20 protein-coding genes are annotated in these 24386 nt (G+C 58.0%); 13 read left to right on the plus strand and 7 right to left on the minus strand.

The window, feature by feature from the left end; translation table 11 throughout:
* Positions 1-9 precede the first annotated feature (9 nt).
* The 9 genes from ACN5AZ_RS00960 to hflX all read left to right on the plus strand — a co-directional run bounded on the left by ACN5AZ_RS00960 (position 10) and on the right by hflX (position 11555).
* Positions 10-1083, plus strand: a complete 1074-nt coding sequence (locus tag ACN5AZ_RS00960; protein ID WP_419426975.1) for a two-component system sensor histidine kinase NtrB — start codon at positions 10-12, stop codon at positions 1081-1083.
* On the plus strand, positions 1083-2456 hold the full coding sequence (locus ACN5AZ_RS00965; RefSeq protein WP_419426976.1) for a response regulator: 1374 nt from the start codon (positions 1083-1085) through the stop codon (positions 2454-2456). Before ACN5AZ_RS00960 ends, ACN5AZ_RS00965 begins: the two co-directional genes overlap by 1 nt.
* Positions 2457-2608: 152 nt before the next feature.
* Positions 2609-4879 carry an ATP-binding protein gene (locus tag ACN5AZ_RS00970; RefSeq protein ID WP_419426977.1) on the plus strand — a complete coding sequence of 757 codons (2271 nt, stop codon included), beginning with the start codon at positions 2609-2611 and terminating at the stop codon, positions 4877-4879.
* The gene (locus ACN5AZ_RS00975; RefSeq protein WP_419426978.1) at positions 4876-6294 is read left to right on the plus strand and encodes a sigma-54-dependent transcriptional regulator; all 1419 of its coding nucleotides are present in this window, start codon (positions 4876-4878) and stop codon (positions 6292-6294) included. Before ACN5AZ_RS00970 ends, ACN5AZ_RS00975 begins: the two co-directional genes overlap by 4 nt.
* Positions 6295-6321: 27 nt before the next feature.
* Positions 6322-6930 (plus strand): hypothetical protein, encoded by a 609-nt coding sequence (locus ACN5AZ_RS00980; protein ID WP_419426979.1) that lies wholly within the window; start codon positions 6322-6324, stop codon positions 6928-6930.
* 64 nt (positions 6931-6994) lie between these two features.
* Positions 6995-8371, plus strand: a complete 1377-nt coding sequence (trkA, locus tag ACN5AZ_RS00985; RefSeq protein ID WP_419426980.1) for a Trk system potassium transporter TrkA — start codon at positions 6995-6997, stop codon at positions 8369-8371.
* 39 nt (positions 8372-8410) lie between these two features.
* Positions 8411-9919 (plus strand): potassium transporter TrkG, encoded by a 1509-nt coding sequence (locus tag ACN5AZ_RS00990; RefSeq protein WP_419426981.1) that lies wholly within the window; start codon positions 8411-8413, stop codon positions 9917-9919.
* 128 nt (positions 9920-10047) lie between these two features.
* Positions 10048-10284 carry an RNA chaperone Hfq gene (gene hfq, locus ACN5AZ_RS00995; protein WP_419426982.1) on the plus strand — a complete coding sequence of 79 codons (237 nt, stop codon included), beginning with the start codon at positions 10048-10050 and terminating at the stop codon, positions 10282-10284.
* An 80-nt stretch (positions 10285-10364) separates the two neighbouring features.
* Positions 10365-11555, plus strand: coding sequence for a GTPase HflX (gene hflX / locus ACN5AZ_RS01000; RefSeq protein WP_419426983.1), 1191 nt, complete (start codon positions 10365-10367; stop codon positions 11553-11555).
* A 33-nt stretch (positions 11556-11588) separates the two neighbouring features.
* On the opposite strand, the gene ACN5AZ_RS01005 is transcribed toward hflX, so the two are convergent.
* Entirely contained in the window at positions 11589-12440 is an 852-nt protein-coding gene (locus tag ACN5AZ_RS01005; protein WP_419426984.1) for a phosphotransferase, read from the minus strand.
* Positions 12437-14902, minus strand: coding sequence for a penicillin acylase family protein (locus ACN5AZ_RS01010; RefSeq protein ID WP_419426985.1), 2466 nt, complete (start codon positions 14900-14902; stop codon positions 12437-12439). The genes ACN5AZ_RS01005 and ACN5AZ_RS01010 overlap by 4 nt, the downstream gene beginning before the upstream one ends.
* 101 nt (positions 14903-15003) lie before the next feature.
* Here ACN5AZ_RS01010 and ACN5AZ_RS01015 point away from each other — a divergent pair, with 101 nt between their 5' ends.
* Complete coding sequence (locus ACN5AZ_RS01015) at positions 15004-15876, plus strand: NAD(P)-dependent oxidoreductase (protein WP_419426986.1); 873 nt, start codon at positions 15004-15006, stop codon at positions 15874-15876.
* Between the two features lie 43 nt (positions 15877-15919).
* Here ACN5AZ_RS01015 and moaA read toward each other — a convergent pair whose 3' ends face one another.
* Positions 15920-16927: a GTP 3',8-cyclase MoaA gene (moaA, locus tag ACN5AZ_RS01020; protein WP_419426987.1), complete on the minus strand. Its 1008-nt coding sequence runs from the start codon at positions 16925-16927 to the stop codon at positions 15920-15922.
* Positions 16928-17037: 110 nt separating this feature from the next.
* On the opposite strand from moaA, the gene ACN5AZ_RS01025 reads away from it, so the two are divergent.
* A complete protein-coding gene (locus ACN5AZ_RS01025) occupies positions 17038-17544 on the plus strand; it encodes a hypothetical protein (RefSeq protein WP_419426988.1) in 507 nt (168 codons plus the stop codon).
* Between the two features lie 17 nt (positions 17545-17561).
* Here ACN5AZ_RS01025 and ACN5AZ_RS01030 read toward each other — a convergent pair whose 3' ends face one another.
* The 4 genes from ACN5AZ_RS01030 to glmU all read right to left on the minus strand — a co-directional run bounded on the left by ACN5AZ_RS01030 (position 17562) and on the right by glmU (position 22058).
* Positions 17562-18263: a DNA alkylation repair protein gene (locus tag ACN5AZ_RS01030; RefSeq protein WP_419426989.1), complete on the minus strand. Its 702-nt coding sequence runs from the start codon at positions 18261-18263 to the stop codon at positions 17562-17564.
* A 7-nt stretch (positions 18264-18270) separates the two neighbouring features.
* A complete protein-coding gene (locus ACN5AZ_RS01035; protein ID WP_419426990.1) occupies positions 18271-18774 on the minus strand; it encodes a DUF2569 domain-containing protein in 504 nt (167 codons plus the stop codon).
* A gap of 101 nt (positions 18775-18875) precedes the next feature.
* Positions 18876-20693: a glutamine--fructose-6-phosphate transaminase (isomerizing) gene (glmS, locus tag ACN5AZ_RS01040; protein ID WP_419426991.1), complete on the minus strand. Its 1818-nt coding sequence runs from the start codon at positions 20691-20693 to the stop codon at positions 18876-18878.
* Positions 20694-20708: 15 nt separating this feature from the next.
* On the minus strand, positions 20709-22058 hold the full coding sequence (gene glmU, locus ACN5AZ_RS01045) for a bifunctional UDP-N-acetylglucosamine diphosphorylase/glucosamine-1-phosphate N-acetyltransferase GlmU (RefSeq protein ID WP_419426992.1): 1350 nt from the start codon (positions 22056-22058) through the stop codon (positions 20709-20711).
* A 121-nt stretch (positions 22059-22179) separates the two neighbouring features.
* On the opposite strand from glmU, the gene ACN5AZ_RS01050 reads away from it, so the two are divergent.
* Positions 22180-22863 (plus strand): HAD-IA family hydrolase, encoded by a 684-nt coding sequence (locus ACN5AZ_RS01050; RefSeq protein WP_419426993.1) that lies wholly within the window; start codon positions 22180-22182, stop codon positions 22861-22863.
* A 283-nt stretch (positions 22864-23146) separates the two neighbouring features.
* The gene (locus tag ACN5AZ_RS01055) at positions 23147-24232 is read left to right on the plus strand and encodes an SH3 domain-containing protein (protein ID WP_419426994.1); all 1086 of its coding nucleotides are present in this window, start codon (positions 23147-23149) and stop codon (positions 24230-24232) included.
* The last annotated feature ends 154 nt before the right edge of the window (positions 24233-24386 follow it).

A 24386-nucleotide genomic window follows, 5' to 3' on the forward strand; every position in this document is an offset into this window, starting at 1 on the left:
GAGTAAGGGATGGATACTGCAATTTGGTCTTCTTTGCCGGTGCCCGCGATTTTGATCGATGCGGATGAGAACATCGGTGACCTCAATCCTGCGGCCGAAGGTTTCCTGAATAATTCGGCCAAAAGTTTGCGCGGGCAGCCGATTTGGGATCGTCTGGCCGTTGATGCTCCGCTTGAAGAAAGTTTGGTGCGCGCGCGAGAGCATGGAACGCCGCTGTTCGTGAATGACGTGGATGTCGGTACGGGCAGCCGTGCGCCTTTGGTTTGCAACCTTCAGATTGCGCCGCTGCAGGGAAAGGAGGGGTGGATGATCATGCTGATCTCCCCCCGAGAGCTGGCAGGGCGGATGACCCAGAACCATAGCGTCAAATCGGCGGCCAAATCGGCAATCGGTATGGCCGAGATGCTTGCGCATGAAATCAAGAACCCATTGGCCGGGATTACGGGCGCAGCCCAGCTGTTAAGTATGAATCTGCCGTCTGAAGATCTGGAGTTTACCGATCTTATCGTCGCTGAGACCCGCCGCATCGTAAAGCTGTTGGAGCAGGTCGAGCAGTTTGGAAACCTATCCGCGCCAGATCGCCGCGAGGTTAACATACATGATGTTCTTGACCGCGCCCGACGGTCTGCGCTGCTGGGCTTCGGCGCGCATATGCGTATTCAAGAGGACTACGACCCGTCTCTGCCGATGGCTTGGGGTGACACGGACCAACTCCTTCAGGTTGTTTTGAACCTTGTTAAAAACGCCTCCGAAGCAGCCGACCCCATCAACGGCGGCAATATCAGGCTTCATACCTACTACGAGCATAGCTTCCGTTTGCGCCGCAAAGACGGCTCCGGTCAAGCATTGCCGCTGCAAATCGAGATCATCGATGATGGCCCCGGGCTACCCTCTGATATCAAGGGAGATATTTTTGATCCCTTCGTGTCTGGCAAAGAAAATGGAACGGGGCTCGGCTTGGCATTGGTCAGCAAAATCATCTCCGATCACGATGGTTGGATTTCCGTAGAATCTGTGCCGGGACGTACGGCATTTCGAATTTCCCTGCCGCGCCCTCCGCGGGCTAAGAAGGAGACACTCTGATGGACGGTACCGTTCTGGTTGCAGATGATGATCGCACGATCCGCACTGTATTGACCCAAGCCCTGACGCGCGCTGGATGTAAGGTTCATGCCACATCTTCGTTAACGACGCTGATGCGCTGGGTTGGCGAAGGCAAAGGTGACGTTGTCATATCAGACGTGATGATGCCCGATGGGAACGGATTGGAAATGCTTCCGAAGATACAGGCAGACCGCCCGGACCTGCCTGTGATTGTTATATCAGCGCAGAATACCATTATGACGGCCATTCAGGCGGCGGAAGCTGAGGCATATGATTACTTGCCAAAGCCCTTCGATCTTCCGGACCTGATGAAACGCACTGCCAAGGCATTGGACACCCGGGGCCGGGCGGCGCCACGACGTGAAGAGCAAGTGGTCGGCGCCGATGAGCCCGATGAGCTGCCGCTTGTTGGCAAGACGCCTGCGATGCAGGCGCTTTATCGCCTTGTCGCGAAAGTCATGAACACCGATCTTCCCGTGCTGATCACTGGCGAAAGCGGAACCGGAAAATCCCTTATTGCCAAGGCGTTGCATGATTTTTCTGATCGGCGCACTTTGCCCTTCGTCACCGTTACTGCGAGCGACTTGTCCGATCTGGACGGTCCCGCGCGCATCCTCGCCCGCGTTAAGGGTGGCACATTGCTGGTTGACGAAATCGCGGATGTCCCGGACGAAATTCAGGCTCGGATCGTGCGAATGATGGATGTGCCGGGCGATCACGTTCCGCGGTTCCTTGCGTCCAGCCAGATGGATGCTCAGTCTTTGATCGAAGATGGCCGCGTACGCCAAGACCTGTTCTATCGATTGGACGGTGCTGCCATTCAGGTGCCAAGCCTTCGCGAACGTGTCGAAGATATTGCTTTGTTAACCGATCATTTCTTTGCCCGAGGCGAGCGGGAAGGGGCGCCGAAGCGCTGGCTGTCTGAGGGGGCGGCCGATCTGTTCCGGGTCTACTCTTGGCCGGGGAACGTGCGTCAGCTCGAGAATGCGGTGCGCCGTTTGAGCCTGACCAGCCGTTCCGAAGAAATCACACGCGCGGAAGCTGAAACCATTCTGGGCAATCAGCCAGAAACCGGTCCTACCATCCGGGGCGGGGATAGCGATAAGCTTGGTGAAAGCGTCGCGCGCCATCTGCGTCGCTATTTCGATTTGCACGGCGCGATGCTGCCGCCTGCCGGTTTGCACGGCCGGATCATTCGCGAAGTGGAAGCACCCTTGATTGAAATCGCACTAGAAGCCACAGGTGGGAATCAGGCGAAATGTGCGGATTTGCTCGGCATCAACCGAAATACTTTGCGCAAAAAGATCACAGATTTAGATATTCGCGTGACACGACGCCGTAAGTTGATGTAAAACCGCCACAGTAAGTGTGACCCCGCCGCAATGCTTGGTTCGTCCAACGCGGTGAGAAGGCGCACATTAAATGGCGGTTTTCGCAAGATCACCTGAAAATCAGGGGTCTTGCGGCTTATTGGCGAGGGTAGGCTGTGGCCACGCGGGCACGAATGACCTTTCGGTCACCGACATGGGCATTGATCATGCGGTTGCGTCGGAAGAGGTGGTTCAACAACCTCATGACCTTTATGCTGGTCGCGCTTGGCCCGTTGCTGGCGCTGGCGACCTTTATGGTTCTTGGGCCTCTTGACCAAGGTGTCTCAGCACTTAGCCTGAGATTGGTTCTGCTGGCTGATCTTGTCTATGTGTTGCTGCTCGCGGGGGTTGTGCTGTTCCGCGTTGCGCGGATGGTCTCGGCCAGACGGCGGCAATCGGCTGGCTCGCGGCTCCACCTTAGGCTGACCGGTGCTTTCGTGATGATGGCGCTACTTCCGACAATCTGTGTTGCTGTTTTCGCCGTACTGACGATCAATATTGGTCTGGAAACCTGGTTTTCGACGCGCGTTCAGAACGTCGTAAGCGCGTCGCGCGAAGCGGCCGAAGCTTATGAAACGCAGACGAGAGAGGGTTTGGGCGAGGATATTATTGCGCTCGCCCAGTATCTTGACGCGAACCGGAGCGCTGCAACCATTGTCGATGACGGGCAATTGCGGCGCTGGCTGGGGCAGGGGCAAAATCAGATTCAGCGCGGGTTAAGAGAGGCCTTCGTCATCGATGGTGCCGGGGAAATTCGTGCGCGGGGCGAACGTTCTTATCTGTTCGATTATGAAAAACCTTCCGCGTCGGCCTTTGCCGAAGCGGATGCGAATGGCATCGTTTTTATCTCTGATTTTGATATCAATGAGCTTCACGCTTTGGTGCCGCTGGCATCATTTGTTGACCGATATCTGTATGTTAGCCGCGACGTCGATGGTAAGATCCTGAATCTGTTGGATGAAACACAAGAAACGGCGCGGTTCTACCAACAGCAAGAGAGTGAACGCGGGCGCCGTTTGTTCGACTTTGCGCTGCTATATCTCGGCTTCGCGGTACTTTTGATACTTGCAGCGACCCTGGCAGGGCTGTGGTTCGCAGAGCGGCTCGCCCGCCCGGTCGGACGTTTGGCGGGGGCGGCACAATCCGTGGGGCGCGGCGATCTGGATGTTCAGGTCCCAGAAGAAGACACCGGCGACGAAATTTCGATGCTCGGGACATACTTCAACAGAATGACTGAACAGTTAAAGGTCCAACGCGATACCCTGCTGGAAAATACGCGCCAGATTGAACGTCGTCAGCGTCTTTTTGACTCGGTGCTGACCTCGGTCACGTCCGGTGTGGTCGGTTTGGATGCTGTTGGTCGGGTCACTTTTGTTAACCGGTCCGCAGAACGTCTCCTCGCCTGGGATGAGGCGCATTCAACGGATCCGATTATGGTCGCTGTTCCGGAGTTCGGCGATATCTTTGACCGTCTGCGCAACGAAAACCGGGAAACTGTGCAAGAAGAGATCAAAGTCGTGCGTGAAGGGAGATTGGAAAACCTCCTTGTACGCGTTTCGACACGTCGTCGGGCCGACGAAAGCCTCGAAGGATATGTCATTGCATTCGATGATGTGACCGATTTGGTTTCAGCTCAAAGAATGGCTGCCTGGGGGGATGTCGCGCGGCGTATTGCGCACGAAATCAAGAACCCGCTGACACCGATCCAACTGTCTGCTGAGCGCATCAAGCGTAAATTTTCGCGTAAGCTAGATGAAGATGATGCGGACAAACTTGAAGAGATGACAGGCGTCATTGTTCGGCAGACGGACGGTTTGCGTCGAATAGTCGACGAGTTTTCCAAGTTCGCACGGATGCCTGAACCCGAACGCCGGGCTGAGGACATCGGTGATCTCATGCGTGGGGCCGTTTTGCTGCAAGACAGCGGCCAGCCTGACGTGCGGTTTTCAAGTGATATTCCGAAAGGTGTTATGCCCGCCGAGGTGGATGCCGGAATGATCGGTCAGGCGTTTACGAACTTGCTGAAAAACGCGGGTGAGGCCACGGAGAGCTATCGTGCCGGCAATGCTCCGGACGGATACGTGGCGCAGATAAAAATCGATGGGCGTGTTACAGACGGCGACGCGGTATTCCGAATTATGGACAATGGGATCGGATTGCCGGAGGACCGCGCGCGGTTGTTCGAGCCTTACGTTACTACGCGAAGCGAAGGCACGGGCCTGGGATTGCCTATTGTCAAAAAAATTATCGAAGAACACGGCGGGACGTTGGCTTTGGAAGACGCTCCCGCATTTGAAGACGGTGCACATCGCGGCGCGATGGCAACTATTCGATTGCCGCTAACACCTGCGGCAATTCAATCTGATAACGAGTTTGAACACGGAACCATGGAGAAAACGGCATGAGTGATATTCTGATTGTCGATGATGAGCGCGATATTCGAGAGTTGATCGGCGATATTCTGGAGGATGAAGGTTACTCAACTCGTTTGGCCGGGAATTCTAGTGACGCTATGGCGTCTATCAACAATGAACCGCCTGCGTTGCTGATACTGGATATTTGGCTGAAAGACAGCAAAATGGACGGCATCGATATTCTGAAGGCGGTAAAGCGGGATAACCCGGACGTTCCGGTCGTTATTATCTCTGGTCATGGCAATATCGAGATTGCTGTCGCGGCTATCAAACAAGGCGCGTATGATTTCATTGAGAAGCCGTTTAATATTGACCAGCTTCTTGTGGTGATCCGGCGCGCGATGGAGGTTTCGAGCCTACGTCGAGAGAACTTGAAACTCAAACGCGGCGAGGTGAAGCAGGCCGAAATGATCGGCGACAGCCCTTCCTTCCGCAGCTTGCTCAGCCAGCTTGATAAAGTAACAAAATCCAACGGTCGGGTGATGTTGACCGGTCCTGCCGGATCCGGAAAGGAGGTATCGGCCCGTTACATCCACTCCAATTCCAATCGCGCGAATGCTCCTTTCGTAACCGTAAATTGTGCCGGAGTTGAGCCGGATATGATGGAGACGATGTTGTTCGGTCGCGAAACCGCGCAACGGGGTGTTGAACCGGGGTTGTTGGAACAAGCGCACGGCGGTGTGGTATATTTCGACGAAGTGGCCGATATGCCGCTCGGAACGCAGTCGAAGATACTGCGTGTTCTCGTGGATCAGCAATTTCAACGTGTTGGTGGAAACGATAAAGTAAGAGTAGATTTGCGAGTTATTTCATCCACCAATCGAGATTTGGAAGCAGAAATCTCTGCGGGTCGGTTCCGGGAGGAGCTTTATCACCGCTTGAATGTTGTACCTATTGCAGTCCCTTCTTTGGCGGAGCGGCGCGAAGATATTCCTGTTCTCGCGCAACATTTTATTGAGGCGTGCAATGCGTCTCAGGGTTTGCCGCTCAGAAATCTCACAGATGATGCAATCGCTTTGATGCAGACAATGGTTTGGCCCGGAAACGTGCGCCAGCTCAAAAATTTGGTCGAACGGGTTTTGATCCTAGGCGATGGTAACGGTCCAATTGAGGCACGGGAATTGCCACAGGATTCTGTCCCGGATGAATCCGGCGAAGAGAGAGTGGTCTTGTCGGGTACCTTGGCCACGCTCCCCTTGAGAGAAGCGCGCGAAGCCTTTGAGCGCGAGTACCTCCTAACACAAATCAACCGCTTCGGTGGGAATATCTCGCGGACGGCTTCTTTTGTTGGTATGGAGCGTTCCGCCTTGCATCGTAAATTGAAATCGCTTGGTGTCGTGACCTCGGCGAAGACTGGCGCCCGCGTGGCGCATGTTGACGAAGAGCGGGTACAAGAGGTCAGTTGAAGACCTAAATTGGGCAGGATTAGAGAGATGTTAGTGAAACTGCGCGCACTGGGGTTCAGTGTGCTGGTTGCCGGTTTGGCGGGTTGTTCGATGCCCGGCACAGACGTGAAAATGCCGGAAATCGCCTTTTCCGAACAAAATGCGCCATTGGAGCAAAAGATTGCGGCGCTCCAAGCGGATATTTTGGCCCTGTCGCCAGCCATCGATCCGCATGAAGCACAGCGTGTTGCCGAGATCGCGGTTTTGAAACCCCTGGAATGGGCGAAGGAATGGCGCGTCGAAGATCCGCCACTCATCCACAACATGAAAGTGAACCACGGCCTTAGAGAGCGCGGTTTATGCAAGGATTGGGCAGACGATCTACAAGTCAGCATGTGGCGTGAAGATCTGCAAACCATTGATCTGCATAGAGCAATTGCTAACTCGCGGAATATAAAACTCGAACATTCTGTTTTGATCATTTCTGCGAAAGGGGCACCGATGGAGGCGGGGATTGTTCTGGATCCGTGGCGTCAGGGTTTGGGACGTCTTTGGTGGGGAGCTGTTCTGGAGGATCCCAGGTACAAATGGGAAGCACGCGAAGACGTTTTCGCCTGGAAGCGCGAATGGAAGGCTCGGGTCGCCGAAGGTGGTTAAGCAGACGGCGCGTTGACGGGGTGGCGCAAGCGTGCCATCCCAAAGGAAATAGTTGGAGAAGACCATGAAGGTCATCATCTGCGGTGCTGGGCAGGTCGGTTGGCAAATTGCGCGTCACCTGTCCGGGGAGCGCAACGACGTAACGATCGTCGACAATAATCCCGATCTCGTGCGGCGTGCGACCGATAGTCTGGACGTTCAAGGGATCAGTGGCTTTGCATCTTATCCTGACGTTTTGGACCGCGCGGGCGCACGCGATGCGGACATGATCATTGCCGCAACATTTTCGGACGAAGTGAATATGGTGACCTGTCAGGTCGCGCATTCGGTGTTTTCGGTACCGCGAAAAATCGCGCGGCTACGGTCGCAAAGTTATCTGCAGGCGATCTATTCCGACCTCTATCGCCGCGAACATTTGCCGATTGATGTTGTGATTTCGCCGGAGAAGGAAGTTGCCGAGGCTGCTTTGCAACGGCTTTCAGCCCCGGTCGCGTTCGATACCGAAAAATTTCTCGACGGTGGTGCGCAGTTGATAGGGCTCTCTATCGATGACGACTGTCCAATTATTAATACGCCACTACGTCAGTTAACGGATCTGTTCTCCACTCTCCGAGCCGTTGTGGTGGGAATCCGTCGCGAAGGGACGCTTTTCGCACCTGAAAGTGCCGATCAGCTATTCCCGGGTGATTCCTGCTACGTAACCGTACACAGCGAAGACGTCCGGCGAACACTGGAAATCTTTGGTAAACAGGTCCGTAAGCTGGAACGGATGGTGATCGTCGGTGGGGGAAATGTCGGCTTATCGGTCGCACGCCAGTTGGAGAAACGGACAGAGCGCGTTCGTGCAAAAGTCATTGAGCGTAATCGGAAAAATGCCGAATTTGCCGCTGAAGAGCTAGAGCGGACTATTGTTCTTCATGGCGATGGTTTGGATCAATCCCTGCTGACCGAAGCGGGCGTTGAGCGCGCCGATGCTGCGCTTTGCGTGACGGATGATGACAAGGTAAACATGTTGACGGCCGTTCGGGCAAAAGCTGCCGGCTGTCCGATGGTTATTGCGCTAATCAACGATCCGACCTTGGTTCCACTTATGGAGCCCTTGGGAATTGACGCCTATATCAATCCGCGATCTACCACAGTTTCATCCATCCTCAGGCACATTCGTCATGGTAAAGTGCGAATGGTGTATTCTATTGGAGATGCAGAGGCCGAGGTGATCGAGGCGGAAGTATTATCCACCTCTCCGATCAGTGGTGCCTTGATTCGAGATATCGATTTTCCTGAAGGGGTATTGGTCGGTGCCGTGCGAAAAGGCGACATGGTGGTCAAACCGACGGGCAGCCTGCGAATAGATGAGGGCGATCAAATTGTATTGTTCTGTCTTTCGAACGACGTGCCCGAGGTTGAACGATTGCTTCAGGTCTCAATTGATTTTTTCTGAGCAAAACGACGAATTAGCCGCATCAGGGGAAAAGCTGGGATGAACGCAATTGTACGTCTGCCGCTGTTCCTTTCTCTAACCGCAGTGGTTTCATTGTCGATGTTTCTGCCGGCAGCTTTTGGCTTGGCCATTGAAGAGTTCCATGACGCGCGGACGTTCTTCTACGCAGGCTTGATCGGAGTGATCATCACGACGCTCGTAGGAATTGCCCTGTCCAATCGAAGCCACAACCGAAGCGCGCTGCGCCAGCTTTTGGCGCTTGCCGCAGCGTTTGCTTTTCTACCTGCGTTAATGGCGGTCCCGTTCCAAGAGGCCGTGCGGACAACCACCTTTGCCAGTGCATATTTTGAAATGGTTTCGGCTTTCACGACCACTGGGGCAAGCTTGTTTGACGCGCCACGTCTATCCGCCCCAGAACACCTTTGGCGGGCACAGGTCGGTTGGATGGGCGGAATGTTAATGTGGGTCGCAGCTGCCGCGATCATGGCGCCTTTGGCGCTTGGCGGGTTCGAAGTTACGGCCAGTGGGGAGCCTGGGCAATCTATTTTGTCGGGCGTTGCCCGAGGTGAGGTGACCGAACCACAGCAAAGATTGTGGCGCGGAATCGAAGCGTTGGTCCCGCTGTATTGCGGTTTGACGCTTGCTTTAACGATCCTTTTATTGGTGGCTGGAGATCCACCATTAATCGCTTTGACCCATGCGATGGCGGTTATTTCAACTTCCGGTATTTCCCCGTTGGGCGGCGTAGAAAGTGCCCCCAGCGGAATTGGTGGCGAAATTATCCTTTTTGTGTTTCTGGCATTTGCCTTGTCACGGCAGACGTTCTCGAACGATACGCGGCAGGAAAGAGGGCTTTGGTTCGACCCAGAATTTCGAATGGGGTTGATGATTGTTGCCGTGGTACCGCTGACTCTTTTTTTACGCCATTGGGCGGCCGCTTTTGAAGTGGGGGATGAGCAGAACTGGCTTGCTGGTGTCCGTGCATTGTGGGGGGCTTTGTTTACGGCCGCAAATTTCCTCACGACCAATGGGTTTGTCAGTTCGGAGTGGGATACCGCGCAAGGCTGGTCCGGGCTGCCAACGCCCGGGATTATTCTGATGGGACTGGCGCTGATCGGGGGCGGAGTGGCCACCACCGCTGGTGGCGTTAAGCTGCTGAGGGTTTACGCGCTTTATCTGAACGGGACGCGTGAAATCGAAAGGCTTGTCCACCCATCGTCGGTCGGCGGCGCGAGCCTTATGGGGCGGAGACTTCGGCGCGAGGGGGCTTTTATCGCATGGGTCTTCTTCATGCTTTTCGCAGTGATATTGGCCGCTTTGACGATGATTTTGGGAATTTACGGTTTTAATCTCGAACATTCGATCACTTTGGCCATTGCGACGTTAGCCAACGCAGGGCCGTTGATCGAAGTCGCGCCGGAAGTGCCTTTGGATATTTCGGCCCATGTTTGGCACGCCAAGGTGTTGCTCTGCGCAGCGATGGTCTTGGGACGGTTGGAGTTGCTCGCAGTAATTGTGATGTTGAGCCCGGACAGTTGGCGTGGTTGACCTTGTGGCAACAGCGTGAATAAAGACTAAAACTTTCGACTGGAACTCCGGCGTGGGTTGGACATACTCTGAACAATAGGGCGGCCCCGAGGGACGGGCCAAAGGCAAGAACAAAGGCAAAGAAACCAATGGCTTCCGACAAACAAAATCTCCAGGACGCATTCCTGAACCATGTGCGCAAGACGAAGGTGCCGGTGACGGTCTTTCTGATTAACGGCGTTAAGCTTCAAGGCGTGATTACATGGTTTGACAATTTTTGCGTGCTTTTGCGTCGCGATGGTCAATCTCAACTCGTGTACAAGCATGCCATTTCCACGATCATGCCCGGTCAGCCGATCAATCTTTATGACGGTGAAGAAAACTGAAAGAACACGATACGCCAGTAACCCGCGCATGGGTTCTGCATCCCGATATTAAAGCTCCGGGCCTTCGGCGAGATGCCGATATGGCGCTGGAGGAGGCCGTGTCTCTGGCCGTTGCTCTCCCCAACCTAGAGGTTGCGGGAGCTACGGTTGTGCCCTTGAGAGACCCTCATCCCGGACATCTGTTTGGGACCGGAAAGATCAGCGAACTCCGTGACTTGCTACACGATAATGAGGTCGAACTGGTCTTGGTGGATGGTCCTGTCACGCCAGTACAGCAGCGCAACCTTGAGAAAGAATGGAAGGTTAAGCTGCTCGACCGGACCGGTTTGATCCTCGAGATCTTCAGTGATCGTGCAGCAACCCGGGAGGGGGTTCTGCAGGTGGAAATGGCCGCGCTGTCTTATCAGCGTACGCGCTTGGTGCGCGCATGGACCCACCTTGAACGCCAGCGGGGGGGCTTGGGCTTTGTCGGTGGTCCCGGCGAAACGCAGATTGAGGCAGACCGCCGCGCGATTGATGAGCAGCTCGTCCGGTTGCGGCGTCAGCTGGAGAAAGTTGTTAAAACCCGAGAGCTGCATCGCAAGGCGCGGGCCAAAGTCCCTTATCCGATTGTTGCCTTGGTGGGCTACACAAACGCCGGAAAGTCGACGCTTTTCAACCGCTTGACCGGGGCCGAGGTTATGGCAAAGGACATGCTTTTTGCCACCTTGGACCCGACGATGCGGGCTGTGCAGCTGCCCACAGGCGCGGATGTCATTCTGTCTGACACCGTTGGTTTCATCAGTGATCTCCCCACCGAGCTGGTTGCCGCTTTCCGGGCAACTTTGGAAGAGGTGCTGGCGGCAGATGTCATCGTCCATGTCCGTGACATTTCCCACCCCGAGACCGAGGCGCAGGCAAAGGATGTGCGCTCTATTCTGGACGGTTTGGGTGTCGGCGAGGAAACCCCTCAACTGGAATTGTGGAACAAAACTGATAAGTTGGACGGGGAAGCTCAAGCAGCAATTCTGGCGCGCGCGCAACGGGAGGAGCATGTCTTCGCAATCTCCGCGATCACGGGTGATGGGCTGGACGCATTCCTTGAGGCTGTGACCGCAGCGCTCGGAGAAGAGCGCCGGGAAGAGCAGCTTGTGCTGGGGTTTGACCAAGGCCGGAAAAGGGCGTGGCTGTATGAAAAGGGATTGGTCACTGCGGAAGAGCAGGGCGAGGACGGCTATACTGTGAACGTAAGCTGGTCTGCTAGGGATCGCGCGCGGTTCGAAACACTCTAGGGTTTGCGATCGGCACGCCCAGTCGATCTGTGACTACAAGATCAGAACATCTTCGGCCAGCAACTCTTTGGCGAAAGCGAGCCGCCGTAGGTGTCGTCGGGATGGGTGTTCCGGTGTGTTTGCCCAAACCCACAGACAAAAGCATCTCTGGAGGAACAGGCGGACCGGCGCAGCGGTGTGCTTGTCCCCATAGCTCTCCCGCAAAGGCGCCAATAAGTGCAGCTGTTCCATTGTGGCGAGATCAAGCAAGAGGGTGAACAGATCGCGTAGGGGCTCGTCCTCAAGGCTGTTTTCAAAATCTATACCGTACAGCCGGTTTCCGTGCCGGACCAGATTGGTGAGCGTCATGTCGCGGTGAGTCACAGCGCGCCGTGATTTTTGTTTGCGTGTGTCCTGGGCGTAATCCTCTGTACGCTTGGCTGCCAATCGAAAGCTGTCCGGATCGGGAATGAACCGGGTTCGGGCGTCTGCCTGCTGTAGAAGGCGGGCAATCCAGCGCAGCTGACCAATGGGGCGGAAGGGGAATTTGCGCTCGGTCAGTCCGTGGAACGTGTTGAGCCAAAGTCCCGCAGCCTGAATATCCTCAAGTTGTGGAGAATGTGAAATGTCTGGGCCGTCTAATCTCGGCATCGCGAAAACGAGATCGTCATACAGCAAGACCTGCGGGGCCAAGCCATGCGATGAAACCTCCGCTTGGCGCGCCGCTTGGAGGTCTGCGCGTTCGCGAAGCAGGGGCGAGAAAACTTTGAATACCCTAGTTTCGTCGGCAAAGACATATGCGTCCACGGGGCCTGTCTGCGGCTTCAATGGCAGGACGTTTGCCGTAATGCCGTGTACGTTAAGCACGCGTGACAACTGAACGCGCGCTTCGGCCTCGGTGATCATGGCTTGATCAGGCGTGTGATGCCTGTTGCGGCCGCGCGTGCGAGATCTGTATCCAAAGACATGGGGATATACTCGCCGCGCCGCCAAAGTTGCCCAAGATCGTCGTAATGACGGGACAGCGGATGCCCCGATTGCCCGGTGGACGAAATATAGACAGAGCTGTCGGGGTCCGCGAAATCGTAAACCCCGCGATAGGCAGCGGCATGCACATTGGCAAAGGGTTCCGGCCCGGTCCCAGCAGTTCTGCCGCGCTGGAGCGTAAAATCACCGCCAGAGGTGTTTTGCCGAATGTTCACAATATTCCGCAGCAGAGGGATCTCGCCCAGTACGGAATGTTCGTGGATGGCCACATGGGCATCGCCCCAGCGCAGGGATTCCAGCTGGCCACCGTAGGTCTCGGATATCCAGACCAGGGCATCATCCAAAGCCAGACGAGCAATATCCGAACAACTCTCAATACGCGCCGATCTTATGACATCACACCACGCGGCGGCACCATCGACATTGCGAAACACACGTTCGATGAACAGCGGTTCGACATGGGTGTAGCTTTCCGCCAGCGGCCCCAGATCGTCGCGGATTAACCTCTCTTGCAAGAACCTTATCCACGCAGAGTAGATTAAAGGTTCTGGCAAGTGTTCGTTCATCTCTCCATTCCAATCGGCGAGAAGTGCCAAGGCGCGTTGCCGCTGACGCTCCGGCGTGCCTTCGGGGGCGGATTCGCCGGTGAACCACAAGTCGCGTCCGATCAGCGGCAACAAAGTGCGTGCGGCGGGCGAAACGGTATCAAGCTGGGCCTCGATGAAACTGTCCCGAGTGTGAACTTTCCGACCTTGCATCAGGCTTCGCCACCGCTGAACGCGCTGGCTGTCACCCCATTCGAACGAAAGATGGCGTGGAAACGGGCGGTCGATGGTCTTGTTGTTCGTGTTGCCGACGATCCCACCCGATGGGGCCACAAAAGCAGGGTTCGACGAATAGGCAAAGGTGCCTTGCCAGCGGTTTTGCTCCAACCATCCGGGGGCGGGCAGTCGGCCAAGGCTTTGGTGTGCTTCGTCCCTGATCGGCATATGGCCCACAAGCTTCATGGCCACGCTATCGCGATCGACCAGTGTCAGGTTCTGAGAGGGGGCGACATACGCACGCGAAATATCAATGGCTTGCGGTACGTCCTGGGCCATCATCAACCCGACGGCGGCCGAGATGGATGTGTCTTGTGGTGACAGGGCGGTCCAGCCAAGCGACACAACATGATTTGCGGGGGTTATCGTGTCGAGATCGAAATGCGTAGAGGGCAGCACCGGCCCATTGTCAGTAAAACGCAATGTAATGGTGATGGGCTGCTCGCCCTTGATGTCTATGATCGACTTGCGTGTGCGAAATGGTTTCCAGCCATCTGGCGTGCGATACTGTTCCGCGTTTTCCGGATTGAGCTGTTCAAAGAACAAATCCTGATCGTCGAGGTAAGACGAGGTTAAACCCCAGCCCAATCGCTCCGATCTGCCCACCATTATCGCCGGAATGCCCGGAATCGTGCCGCCAATGACCCCACCGGTTTGCAACTCCATTCGTGCGAGATACCAGACAGAGGGGGCGGTCAGGCCAAGGTGCGGGTCGTTGGCCAGCAGCGACCCGCGCGAGGCCGATCGGTCAGGAGCGGCGGCCCAGGCGTTGGAGGCGCCGCCTAAGCCCCGTGGCGGTGTGGCGGGCAAAAACCGGGTGTTTGGTGCACGGCTTTCGGCATACTTGGGCAGATCCAGTTGATCTAGATAGGCGAGGTCGGGCAGGGCAGCCACACCATCGCCGGGAATATCGGGCAAGATGTCGGACAAACGCTTTTCATCCCCCAACATCAGCGCGGTGCGCAGCCGCAGGACCTCTTCTCCGATATGGCCCGACAATTGCAGGGCCAACAGTTTGACCAATGCGATGGAGTCGGCCGGCCGCCACGGGGCAATCGCAGCATCAAACAAGAAGAACTCTGGCGCACCCCGTCCTAAGGCATCGGCGTTAATCTCTTCGATACGAGCGTTAACCCCCGCGGCGTAGGCCTCGAGCGCATCCAAAGTTTGGGCATCTTGATGTTCGACGGAGGCGACCGCCAAAGGATAGAGATCCAGACGACGCAAAAGCGTATCGGTGTGTACGGTTCGTTGGCCAAACAGCTCTGACAGGCGACCTTGAGCGGTGCGCCGCAGCAGCATCATCTGCCACAGGCGGTCCTGCGCGTGCGCATAGCCCAAACCGAAAAACGCATCCCGGTCAGACAGCGCCATGATATGCGGCACCGCGTTGTTATCGCGAATAATTTCGATGTCAGCCGTAATACCCGATACGGCGCGGGTCTTGTCATAGTCGGGCAGGGACCGCAGTGCGAGATGCCGGACCAAACCCACCGCAAGCAGAGCGAGGACCAAAACAACTGTGGTCAGTCTGAAAAGCCAGCGGAACACTCGGGCCATTTCACTCTCCTGCGAAATCGGGTTAATTCAGGTGCGAAGGATTAACTTGCAGGGGACATGTTGCCAAGGGCTGCATCCCCTCAGCCAGTGGGGAGAGCACAATGGCGAAGATAGCATTTCTGGGGTTGGGCGTTATGGGGTATCCCATGGCCGGCCATTTGGTCACGGCTGGACATGAAGTAACGGTTTACAACCGAACCACGGCAAAAGCGGAAAAATGGGCGGCAGAGCACGGCGGCGCGGTTGGCAGAACCCCGCGCGAGGCCGTTGCTGATGCGGATTTTGTTATGTGCTGCGTCGGCAATGACGATGATTTGCGTTCGGTGTGTCTGGGCGAAGACGGCGCGTTCGCCGGAATGTCCGGCGGCATCTTTGTCGACCACACAACCGTTTCGGCTCAGGTCACGCGTGAGTTGCACGATCAAGCCGCCGCCGATGGCATTGCGTTTGTGGATGCGCCGGTGTCTGGCGGTCAGGCGGGGGCCGAAAACGGTCAATTGGTGGTCATGTGTGGCGGGTCAGAGGACGCCTACGCCGCGGCAGAGCCGATGATCGCGGCCTACGCCAAACTGTGCAAACGGCTGGGAGAGACGGGCGCGGGCCAGTTGTGCAAATCGGTGAACCAGATCTGTATCGCGGGGCTGGTGCAGGGCCTGTCCGAAGGGCTGCATTTCGCAGAGAAGGCCGGTCTTGACGGGCGCGCGGTGGTCGAGGTGATCGCAGGCGGTGCTGCGGGATCGTGGCAGATGCAAAACCGGTTCGAGACCATGTTGGACGGCCATTTTGACCACGGGTTTGCCACCGATTGGATGCGTAAGGATTTGGCAATCTGTCTGAAGACGGCTGAGGAAACTGGGGCCTCTCTGCCCGTCACAGCGCTGGTCGACCAGTTTTACAAAGATGTCCAAAACATGGGCGGCGGGCGCTGGGACACCTCAAGCCTGTTTGCCCGCCTGCGCAAAATCTCTGAGTAACAATTGTTAATCGGGCGCTTTGACAGCGCGCCCGATCACGCACTTACCCGCCTGTGTGGCTCATGTGGCGGGTGACGCGACCATCGACTGTCTGGCGTGAATAGTCGAAATCATGGCCCTTGGGCTTAAGCCGGATCGCAGCCCGAATGGCATCTTCCAGCGCTGCATCGCTTTCGGGATGGTTGCGCAGGGCCGCACGCAGGTCTGCGTTGTCGTCCTGCCCCAAACACATGAACAGCTCACCGGTGCAGGTCAGACGCACCCTGTTACAGCTTTCGCAGAAGTTATGCGACAGCGGCGTGATAAAGCCGATCTTCTGACCGGTCTCTTCCAGTCGGACATAGCGCGCAGGGCCACCTGTGTTCTCCGGCAGATCCGTCAGCGTGTAGCTTTGCGCCAGTTGCGCGCGCAGGTCCGTCAGTTTCCAGTATTGATCCAGCCGGTCCTCATTGCCGATGTCGCCCATCGGCATGACCTCGATCCACGTCAGATCCATGTCGCGCTCAGCCGCCCATTGTGTGATCGACACCAGTTCGTCGTCGTTGAACCCCTTGAGGGCGACAGCGTTGATCTTCACCCGCAGGCCCGCACGTTGCGCCGCGTCAATCCCCTTGAGCACTTGCGGCAGGCGCCCCCAGCGGGTCACTTCGGCAAATTTGGCCTCGTCCAGCGTATCGAGCGAGATGTTCACCCGCCGCACCCCGGCCGCATAAAGATCATCGGCAAAGCGGGCCAGCTGGCTGCCGTTGGTGGTCAGGGTCAGCTCTTTGAGCGCGCCGCTGTCCAGATGCCGCCCCATGCGGTTGAAAAACGTCATGATGTCGCGACGGACCAAGGGCTCGCCCCCGGTGATGCGCAGCTTTTCGACCCCTAGCCGCACAAAGGTCGAACACATCCGGTCCAGCTCCTCCAGCGTCAGCAGTTCCTTTTTGGGAAGAAACGTCATGTTTTCCGACATGCAATAGACGCAGCGGAAATCGCAGCGGTCGGTGACGGAAACCCGAAGATAAGAGATCGGGCGCATGAACGGGTCGATAAGAGGTGCTGTCATGACCCCAAGGTAGGGCTCGGCATGAAACTGAGCAAGCCCTGCTGCGTGATTGTGTACAAAAGGCCAATATGTGTAGGTAGGGTTCAGATGACAGGCATAAGAGGTTGCATATGCGTATTGCGATGATGGCGGGTGTGATGGCGGCGATGTCGCTTGGGGCCTGTTCGGGCACACCCTTTGAACGAAACGCGCAGCCCGCGCCGGTCGATCCGGTCCAAGGCGAGGTAGAACAAAGCCGTCCCGAGGCGCGCCCGGCCACGGTTTCCGCGCCCAAGCCGCCTGCAGGTGCGCGCACCGCGGCGCAGTTCGATACCGTTTCTGCCGAAGAAAAAGCGGCGGCCAAGGCCGCGCCCGCTGACCCTGCGGGCGAACAGGCTTTGGGCAGCACGGTGGCCTCTTTGGGGGATCCGTCCAAGCCGGGGCTTTGGCTGGAGACGCCGTTGGTCAAATCCGTGCAGTCGGGGCGGGTGGCCTATAACGGGCAAAGCGCCAAGGTAGAGCTGCGCCCGATTGATGGCCCCGCATCCGCAGGCAGCCGGATGTCGCTGTCGGCCATGCAACTGGTTGGCGCACCGCTGACAGATCTGCCCACGGTCGAGGTCTTTGCCGGCGGCTGAACCGGCGGCGTTACGGTCTACGCGGGGGGCAGCAGGCGCGCTGCCTCCTTGCGGGCGAAGGCTTTCATCCCCGATCCGTGCGCCTCAAGAAACCCGCGCACCGCATCGGCGTCATGTTTGGACAGTTCGCGCAGCCACCATGCCACGGCTTTCTGGACGAACCATTGCGGGTCGCCGACGTAATCAGCGGCCCACCGCAGAACGCGGTCCCGTGCGACCAGTTGCTCTGCCGACAGGTGGTTGAGCTTGGTCAGCGGCAATGTCATCACCAAAGCGGCGCGTTTGGTCCACAGGTGGTCCGAGGTGGTCCAAGTCTCCAGCGTGTCCAGCCGCGACAGGTCGGCCATGATCCGGCGCCCACCGGCAGAGGCCACGTGATCGGCTACAGCCCACCCGTCAAACTGTGGCACCCATGTTTCGATCAGCGCCCATGCGGCTGCATCGTCGGGCCGCATCCGTGCCTGTATCAGCAATTTGGCCGCAGTCACGCGGGCCTCGTGGATGTTCGTATCCCACAGCGCGGCTGCAAGATCGATCCGCTGCGCCAGTGTCAGAGCGCTCCGCCAGTCGCGGACCAGATCGTTCAACGCGGGCATGGGGCAGCCCAGATAGGGGCGGTCGACCTTGTGGTAGGCGGCCATATCGACAGCTTTCGCCGGGTCAGAGGCCGCGCGCAGGGCGTCAATGGCCTGCGCGGCAGTGAGCGTAGTGTCAGTCATGGCAGGCCTATCGAATGAATGTGTTATGGGCGCGGTCCGAGAGATACAGATACGGCGTCCAGACCCCAAAGGCCACAGCCAGCGCCAGCAGCGATTTCAATGTCGCGTCGTCCAGCATCATCGCGTCTGGCAGGATCTGTTTCACGGCCCAGATGTTTCCCATCAGGAAAAGGGCGGTCAGCGTGTGAATGCCGACATAGAAGATCGGAAACAGACGGCTGCGGCGCGTAAACAGCCAAAGCTGGATCAACAACAGTGGCACCAGCACAAGGTGATAGCCCAGTTCAACGGACAAAAGCTCTGACCAGTAGGGGTGGAATTCGCCGGAAGCGGGGTTTGTCAAACGTTCCGCAAGGCCGGAGGCGTAGACCTTTTTCCAGACCCCGAGCAGCGACAGCGCCGCGTTAAAGGGGGCAAAGACCACCGCGACCGCCAGCAGCCACAAAAGCCCGCCAATGGCGGGAGGGCGCATATTGCTTGGGGGGATGTCTGCTGTGTCATGGGCCGTCATTGCGCGAAATTATGACGAACCCGGGTTTGGTTAAAGCGTGTTTTTGCTCAAGCTACGGGCGCAGAAGGTTAGGGTGGCGGGGCAGACCGCCACCCAAGGGGTCATTCAACAGTGACCGATTTCGCAAGGTTGCGCGGCTGGTCCACATCCGTGCCTTTGGCCACGGCTGTGTGATAGGCCAGAAGTTGCGCGGGCAGGGCGTAAAGGATCGGTGCCAGCAGGTCGTCCACCTCGGGCATCTGGATCACCCGCCACGCGTCAGCACCCGCCGATTCCGCACCGGCGGCGTCGGTGATCAACAGAACCTTCCCACCCCGTGCCATGACTTCTTGCATGTTGGATACGGTCTTTTCAAACAGCCGGTCGCGCGGGGCCAAGACGACCACGGGCACATGCTGGTCGATCAGCGCGATGGGGCCGTGTTTTAACTCGCCAGACGCATAAGCTTCGGCATGTATATAGCTGATTTCTTTAAGTTTTAATGCGCCTTCGTGGGCGAGTGGGTACATCGCGCCACGGCCCAGAAACAGGATGTCACGGGCTTCTGCCAGCTCTTGCGCGACGGCTTCGATGGCTTGGTCGCGGCCCAGTGCCGTGTTGAACACACCGGGCAGGGCGCGCAATTGTCCAAGGATGCGGTCGCGGGCCTCGGCGCTCAGATGCCCCCGATCCTCGGCGGCTTTCAACGCCAGCAGCAACAGGACCGTCAACTGGCAGGTGAACGCCTTGGTCGAAGCAACCCCGATCTCGACACCGGCATGGATCGGCAAGGCCAGATCGCTTTCACGCGCAATCGAGGATTCGGGCACGTTGACCACGGAGTAGATCGCCTCGGCCTTACCGCGGCAATAGCGCAGCGCGGCGAGCGTATCCGCGGTCTCACCCGATTGGCTGATGAACAGGGCGGCGGTGCGCGGGGTGATCGGCGGTTCACGATAGCGGAATTCCGATGCGACGTCGATCTCCACAGGCAGTTTGGCGATCTGCTCGAACCAGTATTTCGCGGTGAACCCGGCCAGATAGGCTGTGCCACAGGCCGTGATCGTCAGCCGGTCGAGCGCTGCAAAATCGATACCCGGATCGGGCAGGGCGATGCCGCTGTCCGTCAGATAGGCGGTGATCGTGTCCGACAGCACCGAAGGTTGTTCGGCGATTTCCTTGGCCATAAAGTGTTTGTGACCCGCCTTGTCGACGCGGGCGGCATCCATGGAGATTGTGCGCGCATCCCGCGTGACCACATGGCCGGAGGCATCTCGGATTTCTACCGAGCTCCGCGTCAGCACCGCGCGGTCGCCTTCTTCCAGATAGGTGATCCGGTTTGTCATAGGGGCCAGCGCAATCGCATCGGAGCCTACGAACATCTCGCCGTCGCCATGCCCGATCGCCAGCGGAGACCCCTTGCGCGCGGCCACCATCAGATCCTCTTCGCCATCGAACAAAAAGGCGAGGGCAAAGGCCCCGTCGAGCGCGTCGACCGTCGCCATGGCAGCCTCAACCGGCGCTTTGCCTGCGTCAAGATGCATCGCCGTCAGCATGGCCACGGTTTCCGTGTCTGTGTCGCTTTGCGGGGTCAGGCCCTTTGCCGCCAATTCCGCGCGCAGCTCTTTGTAGTTCTCGATAATACCGTTGTGCACGACCGCGACCTTGCCGGCCCGATGGGGGTGGGCATTGGCCTCAGACGGCGCACCATGGGTGGCCCAGCGTGTGTGACCGATGCCGGATTTTCCGGCCAGCGGGCTGTGAACCAGCAGATCGGACAGGTTGGCCAGCTTGCCCACCGCGCGCCTGCGGTCCAGAACACCTGCGTTCACCGTCGCGATGCCTGCACTGTCGTAGCCGCGATATTCAAGACGGCGCAGCGCCTCGACCAGAATGGGGGCGACCTCGTGAGAGCCCAGAACACCAACAATCCCGCACATGACCTCTTATCCTCTTTACTGCTTCGACTGCTTGGCCCTTTTGGCCTTGAGCATGGTAAATAGCTTTGTGGCAAACCCGTCCTTGGTCACCTGTTGCGGCCGCGCCAGCGCCAGCGCACCGTCAGGCACGTCCCTGGTGATGGTCGATCCCGACCCGGTCATGGCACCGTCGCCCACTGTCACTGGGGCCACCAGCATAGTGTCCGACCCGATAAAGGCATTCTTGCCGATCGTTGTCTTGTGTTTGAAAACGCCATCGTAGTTGCAGGTGATGGTGCCAGCACCGATATTGGTGCGCTCGCCAATTTCCGCATCCCCGATGTAGGTCAGATGGTTGGCTTTGACGCCCTCATGCAGGATCGCGTTCTTCACCTCGACAAAGTTGCCGATATGCACGTCTTCGGCCAGTTCGGCACCGGGGCGCAGACGGGCATAGGGACCAACGACCGCGCCGCGCGACACATGGCATCCCTCAAGGTGGGAAAAAGCCCGGATCCGCGCGCCGGATTCCACTGTGACCTCAGGCCCGAAAACCACGTTCTGCTCAACCTCGGTGTCGCGCCCGATGACAGTGTCCCAGGCAAAAAACACGGTCTCCGGCGCAGCCAGCGTGATGCCGTTCTCCAACGCCTCCGCCCGCGCGCGCGCCTGAAATGCGGCCTCCGCCTGCGCCAGATCCGCGCGAGAGTTGACCCCCATGGTCTCGGCCTCGTCACAGCGCACCACCGTCGCCGACAATCCGCGCGCGCGGGCAATTTCGACGATGTCGGTCAGGTAGAATTCGCCTGCGCTGTTGTTGTTGCCCACGGCATCGATCAATGCGGCCAATGTCGTCTTATTCGCCGCCACCACGCCGGAATTGCACAGACGGATGGCGCGCTCTTCGGCACTCGCATCCTTGAATTCGACGATCCGCAAAAGGGCATCGCCATCGGTGATCAAGCGGCCATAGCGGGCGGGATCGGCCGCTTCGAACCCCAAAACAACCACGTCATGGCGGGCACGCGCCTCAGCCATCCGGGCCAGCGTATGCTCCGAGATGAACGGCGTGTCACCGTACAAAACGATGGCATCCCCGCTAAAATCCTCCAGCGCGGGAAAGGCCTGTGCCACTGCATGCGCCGTGCCAAGCTGTTCGGACTGCAGCGCAATCACGGCCCGGTCGTCCAAGCTCTTGGCGCTGGCCTCCACAGCCTCGGCACCATGCCCCGCAACGACCACACAGGCGTCCGGCTCCAGCGCCTGACCGGCCCGCATCGCATGCCACAGCATCGGCGCATGGGCGATCTTGTGCAGCACCTTGGGCAGATCAGACTGCATGCGCGTACCTTTTCCGGCAGCAAGGACGATCAGGGCAACAGGCATAATGGCAATCCGGTTTGTTCTTCCAACGGCGCCGTTTTATAGGTTTGCCTGTACATGGCAAGCCGAAGCCCCTCACGGTTGATTTCGGTCTGTGACATGACGAAACAGAACGGGGCGGGCTATGAAACCTTGCGTGATTTTCGACCTTGACGGGACACTTGCGGACACCAGCGGTGATCTGATCGCAGCGGCGAACGTCTGTTTCGCACAAATGGACCTTACGGCAGCGCAGCGTGAAATGGCACGTCTGGACCCCACCCGCGATGCGGGCATCGCCGTGCGCGGCGGGCGACGTATGCTGACAGCCGGGCTGGAACGCGCCGGCTGCTATTCAGATGCGCTGGTCGAAGCCTGGTATCAGCCGCTGTTGCGCGCATATGATAGCGCATTGGACGTTCACAGCCATTTCTACCCCGGCGCGGTCGCGGCGGTGGAAACCCTGCGCCGCAATGGCTACGCCACAGGCATCTGCACCAACAAGCCCGAGGCGATGGCCGAAAAGCTCATGCGTGCTCTCGGGGCGCGGGACCTGTTCGACGCCCTGATCGGCGCCGATACATTGCCCACCCGCAAGCCTGACGTCGCTCCCTTCTGGGCCGCCGTTGATCAAAGCGGTGGCGACCGCAAAGCCGCGTTGCTGGTTGGGGACAGCGACACGGACCGGACCACCTCTGCAAATGCGGGTGTGCCCAGCATCCTTGTGACCTTCTCGCCCGAAGGCTGCGGCGTCAAAGACCTCACGCCCGAGGCGACGATTGATCACTTCGACGAACTGCCTGCGGTGGTCGACGCCCTGTTGCGGTAAGGCGCGCCTTTCCGCTTTTCCTTGGCCAAATACCTAAATCCCTGCCGTCGGGCTGGGCACCCACGCCGTTGGGGTGGAGGCGGTTTGGTGTCAAACTCGGGCCGTCCACCCTCCCGAATCCAGCGATCCCGATGCAATAAACCCGCATCAGCCCGCCTGCAGGCCGCGCCATTATACCGAAAATAAAACGTATATTTCCCTAACGTTAGTTAATGGGGCAACAATGTTATTGAATAACGACCGGGCTGCTGCAAGGCTTCCAGCAGCTTTGAAAGGTTTTGTTATGAACATTGCGAATGCAGTATTATCTGCCGCTATCGTCGCGCTCTGCGCCGCGACAAGCGCCCGTAGCGAATTGATGGAAGTCTACAACATCACATCCGGGGACAGCCTGAATGTCCGGCTTGGTCCCGGCGCGACCCATGCCGATATCGGAGATCTGCAAAACGCCGCTATCGTAAATGTTCTCAGTGTCGACGAAAGCGGGAAATGGGCGCAGATACGCTATCGCGGCCAACTGGCGTGGGTCTCGCACAGCTATTTGCGCGTGGTCCCTGTGGTGTCCTCTGCCTTGGGGCCGCATTTTGTCTCGGGCATTCCGGCGAATGATCCCGATGGGGGGCTGGTCGTGCGCTCGGGCGATGGGACCTCCCATCCGCAGATCGGCGTGCTGCCTCAGGGGACAGCGGTCCATGTGATCGAACGCAGGCAGGGCGGGGACTGGGCCATGATCAGGTTCGGGACAGGTATCGGGTTTGTCTCGACCGCCTATCTCGGCAGTGCTCCCCCAGAGGCACCTTCGCAATCCGATGGCTCGCAGGTGTCGCCGGGATATTACACCGTCAGCGGTGTGGCGCAGAATGACAGGTTGAATGTGCGGGCCGCCCCGAATGCGGGAAGCGACATTGTTTCGTCACTCGCACCGGGCGCGTCGGTTTTCGTCAACGGCCCTGCCACCGGCAATTGGGTCAGTGTAAGCGTGAACGGACAAAGCGCCTATGTGAACGCGCGCTTTTTGACCCGACAGTCCAGCCAATCCGGCAGCCAGACCGCGAATGGTTTCCCCTTAGGGGTAACCTGCCGCGGGACCGAACCCTTCTGGACCCTGTCCATCGCCGATGATCGCAGCGTGACCTACACCGAGTTGAACAGCGGGGCGGACCCTATGGTGTCGCTGGTGCAAACCACACCCGCCTCCGGTGGCGGCTACCCGTTTGCTTTTGTGGCCGGTCCCTACACAGGGTCTTTGGACCAGCAAAGCTGCTCTGACGGCATGTCGGATACGTCCTACTCGATGACAATATCCTTTGATCGGCTGCTGTCGGGCGGCGTTCCCGGCACCCATTATGGCTGCTGTAATTTGAATTGAGTTTCCCCGACGGGCGGCAGCAGGTTTGCCGCCCGTTTTTGGTTTCCAGCCGTCTTTCGCGGCTAAAATTTAACGAAAGTGAATTTATGAAAAACACAATCTGCACCATAGCTGTGTTAAGCAGCCTCGCATCACCGGTCATTGCCCAGCAGAA

The organism is Sagittula sp. SSi028 (assembly GCF_048553715.1).
Taxonomy (GTDB): Bacteria; Pseudomonadota; Alphaproteobacteria; order Rhodobacterales; family Rhodobacteraceae; genus Sagittula.